Source organism: bacterium (genome assembly GCA_018830565.1).
GTDB lineage: Bacteria > UBA9089 > JAHJRX01 > JAHJRX01 > JAHJRX01 > JAHJRX01.
This window is the reverse complement of the sequence record JAHJRX010000041.1, coordinates 1-4,993: the sequence shown is the minus strand read 5'-3', so window position 1 is coordinate 4,993 and position 4,993 is coordinate 1. Positions and strand designations below refer to the sequence as shown.

Below are 4,993 nucleotides of genomic sequence, written 5' to 3'. Positions count from 1 at the left end.
TATGTAAAATTAAAAATCAAATAGCAAATGTCAAAATTACATATCAAAATGTAAAATTACTTTTTCCCTTTCAGTGTTAAAATACTTGAGGCAAAGATATTTGCAAATTCCTCCAACTCCTTGAGGAACCATGCTACTTCCGCTAGTTTAGCACGGCTACTATCACAAAGCAAAGTTTCTTTTTATTTAGTAATTTTTCTTAGTTTCCTAAAGTCAAACCAAGTATCAAATACACCTAAAAACATCACCATACCTGAAGTTAAAAAGAGCAGAAGAAAAGAAAAAATCTTAATAATTATAGGTAGATTAAATTTATTTAAAAAGAAACTTACTATAGAAAATCCATAGATAAGGTAAAGAAATTGGAAGAAATACCAAATATTAAGGATAACTAAGAATAGTATTTGAAAATTATAACTCTTAAAAATTAAGTAGAAAAGCCAACTACTCAAAAATCCTAAAATTATATAGTCAGAGAAAAACCAACAAGCATAATTTTTAATAGGATTTACAGAATAACTTAGGTGCTTGCTTAATATAGTTAGAAATTTATAGTTTAAATAATTGTAGATAATGGAAAAAATAATTAAGCTTGAAGGTAATAATTGATATAAAAGAATTGCCTTTTGATTAAAGACACCTTTAATTTCTACCATTTCTTGAAAAGGAATATCTTGATGGTTTAATTGTTGAAAAAGTGTTTCTAAGGATAAAGAAAGATAGTCTTTAAATTCTTGTGATACCTTACTAAAAGGGGGCATTATTTGGAAGAAAGTTGAGAAGATAAGATATTGAATCAGACAGAGAAGAATTAGTAATAAATTACTATAAAGAATAACACGAAAGGCAAAGTATTTTTTATTAACAAGTTCACCGGTGAAGATTCCTAAAGCCGCAAAAATAGTTATAAAGTGGGCTTTAAATGAAAGTTCTATTATAAATAAAGAGACAAGCACCAGAAAGTAAAAAAAGTTGGAAGTAGATTTATGAGTAACCTTGCTAATAGAAAAAAATAAAGGAATTAATAAAAGAAATAATAGACTTCCTTTAAGGATATAAGAAATTATAGTTAGTAAAGTTAAAATATAAATAACTTGAATCTTGTGGATACATTCAATCTTTAACTTCATTATTTTGAAGGAATAATCCTCATCAGGATTAAGTAGCAAAAGGAAGTAGAGCAATATTTCGGGCTCTTTTAATGGCTGTGGTTAATTTCCTTTGATGTTGGGCACAGCACTTAGTCATTCTTCGAGGAGCAATCTTGCTTTTTTCAGTAATATATCTTTTTAAAATATCTACATCCTTATAATCAATATTGTCTATTTTTCTAATGCAAAATCTACAAATTCTCTTATAATCTTTGCTCTTAATTATTATATTATATCTTTTTGATCCTTGATTAGTCTGATTAGACTCTCTTCGATAAGCCATATTATCTCCTTTGTTATTTAACCTTTAGTAAGTATTCAACCGCCAGCTATCCCTGAGCACTTGTTTCCTGAGCTTCGCCTTTAGCCCCTAAGAATTGAACTCTGTAAGCTATAACTTCCATTAGAAGGGAATTTCATCCTCTATTTCATCGGGAATATTTTCACTTTCTAAGGAAGCAGCACTTGTTTTCTGAGCTTCGCCTTTAGCCCCTAAGAATTGAACTCTATAAGCTATAACTTCTATGGTATTTCTTTTTTCACCTTCTTTGGATTCCCAAGAATGTTGACGTAAACGCCCATCTACTAAGACTAATCTTCCTTTGTTTAAATACTGATTACAACTTTCAGCTTGTTTTCCCCAGACGACAATAGGAAGAAAACTTACTTCTTCTTTTTTTTCACCAGTATTGGTGGTATAAACTCGATTTACAGCAATACTGAATCGAGAAACAGGCGCACCACCTTGAGTGTAACGTAGTTCTGGATCTCGCGTTAAATTACCCATTAAGATTACTCTATTTAAGCTGGTCATTTTATCCTCCTTGCTATTATCTCTTCACAAATCACATTTTCACAAATCAGATCTTACTTTCTTTTACTTTAGAAGTTGGCTTGTTTTTTAAAATTTCCCTTCGGACGGTAAGATGCTTTATAATATATTCTGAAATTTTAAAATTTTTTTCTAAAATTGGAATAACTTGGGGTTTAGACTTAAATTTAAGAAGTACATAGCGACCTTCACTCTTCTTTAAGACGGGATACGCCAATCTTTTGATACCCCATTCTTCTACTTCTTCTAACTCTCCTTGATTATTTTCAATAAGTTTTTTCAATGTTTCTAACAAGGAGCTAACATCTTCTTTTTTTATTTCTGGATCGAGAATTAAGACTGATTCATATGGATACAACTTTACCTCCCCAGATTCCCAAAATTTAATTTATAAGTTACATATATATAACATAGACAGTTTATATTTACAAGAAAAAACTTTAAATGATTTTAAAGAAATATCCGATATTTATTTATATAAAAAGTAAATTATTTATGTTTGGAAGATTATGTCTTTTAATTAAAGCAAAAGATGTCACACTCATATAGCACTTATTAAATGTTATTAATATAAGATGAGGAATCATTATATAAATATAAGACTTGACAAATAAGACTTGACAACAAATAAATTTTATACGAAAGTGTAAAGATAAGGGATAGTATCCAAGACATACTCAAATAAATCAAGTTTGCAAAAAAAAACACTAAAATGAGTAAATGTATATTTTAGGAATTGATACTTCTTGTGACGATACTTCTGTAGCCGTGGTTAAAGAAGGGAAGAAAGTTCTTTCCAGTATTGTTTCTTCGCAAATAAATTTACACACTAAATACGGTGGAGTTGTTCCAGAAATTGCGTCAAGAAGTCATGTTAAAATGATAAATCTTTGCTTAGAAGAGTCTTTCAAAAAAGCAGAGATAAGATTAGAAGAGATAGGAGCAGTAGCTGTAACTTATGGCCCTGGATTAATAGGTTCTCTTTTAATAGGCCTTCAAACGGCTAAAGCTATATCTTTTGCCTATCAAGTGCCTTTGATTGGCTTAAATCATCTAGAGAGCCATCTCTATAGTCCTTTCTTAGAGTTTGAAGAAATTAAATATCCTATCTTATCCCTAATTGCTTCTGGAGGTCACACGGAGTTAGTTTACATTAAAAAACCCGAGGAGTATAAACTAATTTGCCGCACTGATGATGATGCAGCTGGAGAAGCTTATGATAAGGTAGCTAAATTATTAAATCTTGGCTATCCAGGAGGTCCAGTTATAGAAAGGTTAGCTAAGATAGGCGATAAGAATAAGATAAAGTTTCCAAAAGTTAAATGGAAAACTAAAAAAATAGGATTTAGTTTTAGTGGTTTAAAAACCGCGGTTAAATACTTTTTAATGAAAAATAAGCTATCTACTTTAAAGGTAGAAGACATAGCGGCAAGTTTTCAAGAAGCTTTAATTAATATATTATTTCAACCCCTGAAGAAGATTCTAGGAAATATGGAAATAAAGAGTGCTTTTTTAGTAGGAGGAGTAGCCGCTAATAGCACCTTAAGAGAAAGATTTGTAAATATTTTTAAAGATTATAATATTAAAACTTACTGTCCTTCAAAAGAATATTGCACAGATAATGCGGCCATGGTAGCTGGATTAGGATATTTGAAGTATAAAAGTAAAAGGTTTAGCCATCTTAAGCTTGATGCGGTGTCTAGGATATGTATTAACACTGTGGGTAATAAACTTGCTGCAAAATAAAAAAATGGCTTCACCTCAGAGTTATGAGAAAGTTTAACTTATCTGTAGGTTTATGAGATGTGGATTTTAGATTTAATAAATAAAATTATTGAAAAGACCAAAGAGTATCTAAAGACAACCAAAGAAAAGAGCGAGTTAATAAAAATGTTAAATCTTATTAAGAAAAAGATTGAAAAAAATATTCTTCAAAAGTTTCCAAAAGGCTCTACCGGAATTATACTTTCCGAATTAAAAAGAAGCGAAGGCATTATAGAGCCTTCTTATCAAGATGTGCTGACCAAGATTAGTGAAGAATTGTTGAAAAGGGTAGAAAAAGCCGGCTTAAAAGAAGTCCAGCTAAGAAAAGTTAAGGTTTTAGAGAATAATGAAGAAGCAAAAAAAAGTTCAAGGAAACATCAAGCTACTCTTGTCTTAAGAAGCGAAATATCCAAAAAAGAAGAAAGAATTTACTTAAAAACACATTACAATTTTAATTTTACTGTTTACGAATATCAAAAGAAGGTAGAAGAAGGAGATTTTAAGGTTGGACAGATTCAAGAAATAATCTTAGAAGAGAGATATGACGGCCATATAGACCAGGTGGTTAATATTTTAATGGGCTTAAGCTATTACCTAAATTGTAAATGGTCAGAGGCAGAGAAAGAGTTAGCTGTTTATTTAAGTAGAGCTTATGAAATTCTTAGAAAAGAAGATTTAAGGTATCTTCATCTCTTGATGGGAAATATTTACTACTTTCAAGGAAAGTATAATTTAGCTAATTTAGAGTATAATAATGCTATTAAAGTTTCTCCTTATTTTTCATTAGCTTATCAAAATTTAGGAAGTAGCTATGCGATTAATAAAGAATATTTTGAGGCTATTTCTTCTTACAAAGAATCAATTATTATAGGATTTGATGAGGTGATTGTTTATTATAATTTAGCTTTAGCTTATCTAAAGATTGACAATCTTGAAGAAGCCATTATTAAGTTTCGTAAAGTTATTGAAATTCAAGATGATTACGAAGATGTTTATTATAAATTAGGTTGTGTTTATTTGAAATGCCAAAGAAATGAAGAAGCTATTTTTTGTTTCCAAAAAGCCTTAGAAGACCAGGAAGATAATGAAGAGATTTATTATCAGATAGGGGTGGCTTACTTGGAGAATAAAAGATTAGAAGAAGCTATCTCGGCTTTACAAAGAACAATCTCTTTAAAAGAAGACCATCTTGAAGCTCATTTTAAATTAGGGGTGGCTTACTTGGAGAATAAAAGATTAGAAGAAG

Annotated in this window: 6 protein-coding genes; 2 read left to right on the top strand and 4 right to left on the bottom strand. The window is 30.0% G+C overall.

Annotated features, from left to right (window positions below; translation table 11 throughout):
• Window positions 1-182 precede the first annotated feature (182 nt).
• From KJ849_03120 to rpsF, 4 genes are all read right to left on the bottom strand, one after another.
• Window positions 183-1,130 (bottom strand): YybS family protein, encoded by a 948-nt coding sequence (locus KJ849_03120; protein MBU2599551.1) that lies wholly within the window; start codon window positions 1,128-1,130, stop codon window positions 183-185.
• Window positions 1,131-1,158: 28 nt separating this feature from the next.
• The gene (gene rpsR, locus KJ849_03115) at window positions 1,159-1,434 is read right to left on the bottom strand and encodes a 30S ribosomal protein S18 (protein MBU2599550.1); all 276 of its coding nucleotides are present in this window, start codon (window positions 1,432-1,434) and stop codon (window positions 1,159-1,161) included.
• Between the two features lie 120 nt (window positions 1,435-1,554).
• Window positions 1,555-1,965, bottom strand: coding sequence for a single-stranded DNA-binding protein (gene ssb, locus KJ849_03110; GenBank protein MBU2599549.1), 411 nt, complete (start codon window positions 1,963-1,965; stop codon window positions 1,555-1,557).
• 46 nt (window positions 1,966-2,011) lie between these two features.
• On the bottom strand, window positions 2,012-2,341 hold the full coding sequence (gene rpsF / locus KJ849_03105) for a 30S ribosomal protein S6 (protein ID MBU2599548.1): 330 nt from the start codon (window positions 2,339-2,341) through the stop codon (window positions 2,012-2,014).
• A gap of 362 nt (window positions 2,342-2,703) precedes the next feature.
• Between rpsF and tsaD the strand changes: the two genes are divergently transcribed.
• Entirely contained in the window at window positions 2,704-3,729 is a 1,026-nt protein-coding gene (gene tsaD / locus KJ849_03100) for a tRNA (adenosine(37)-N6)-threonylcarbamoyltransferase complex transferase subunit TsaD (protein MBU2599547.1), read from the top strand.
• 57 nt (window positions 3,730-3,786) lie between these two features.
• Window positions 3,787-4,993 (top strand): tetratricopeptide repeat protein (locus KJ849_03095; protein ID MBU2599546.1); only part of this gene is annotated, 1,207 nt, incomplete at its 3' end.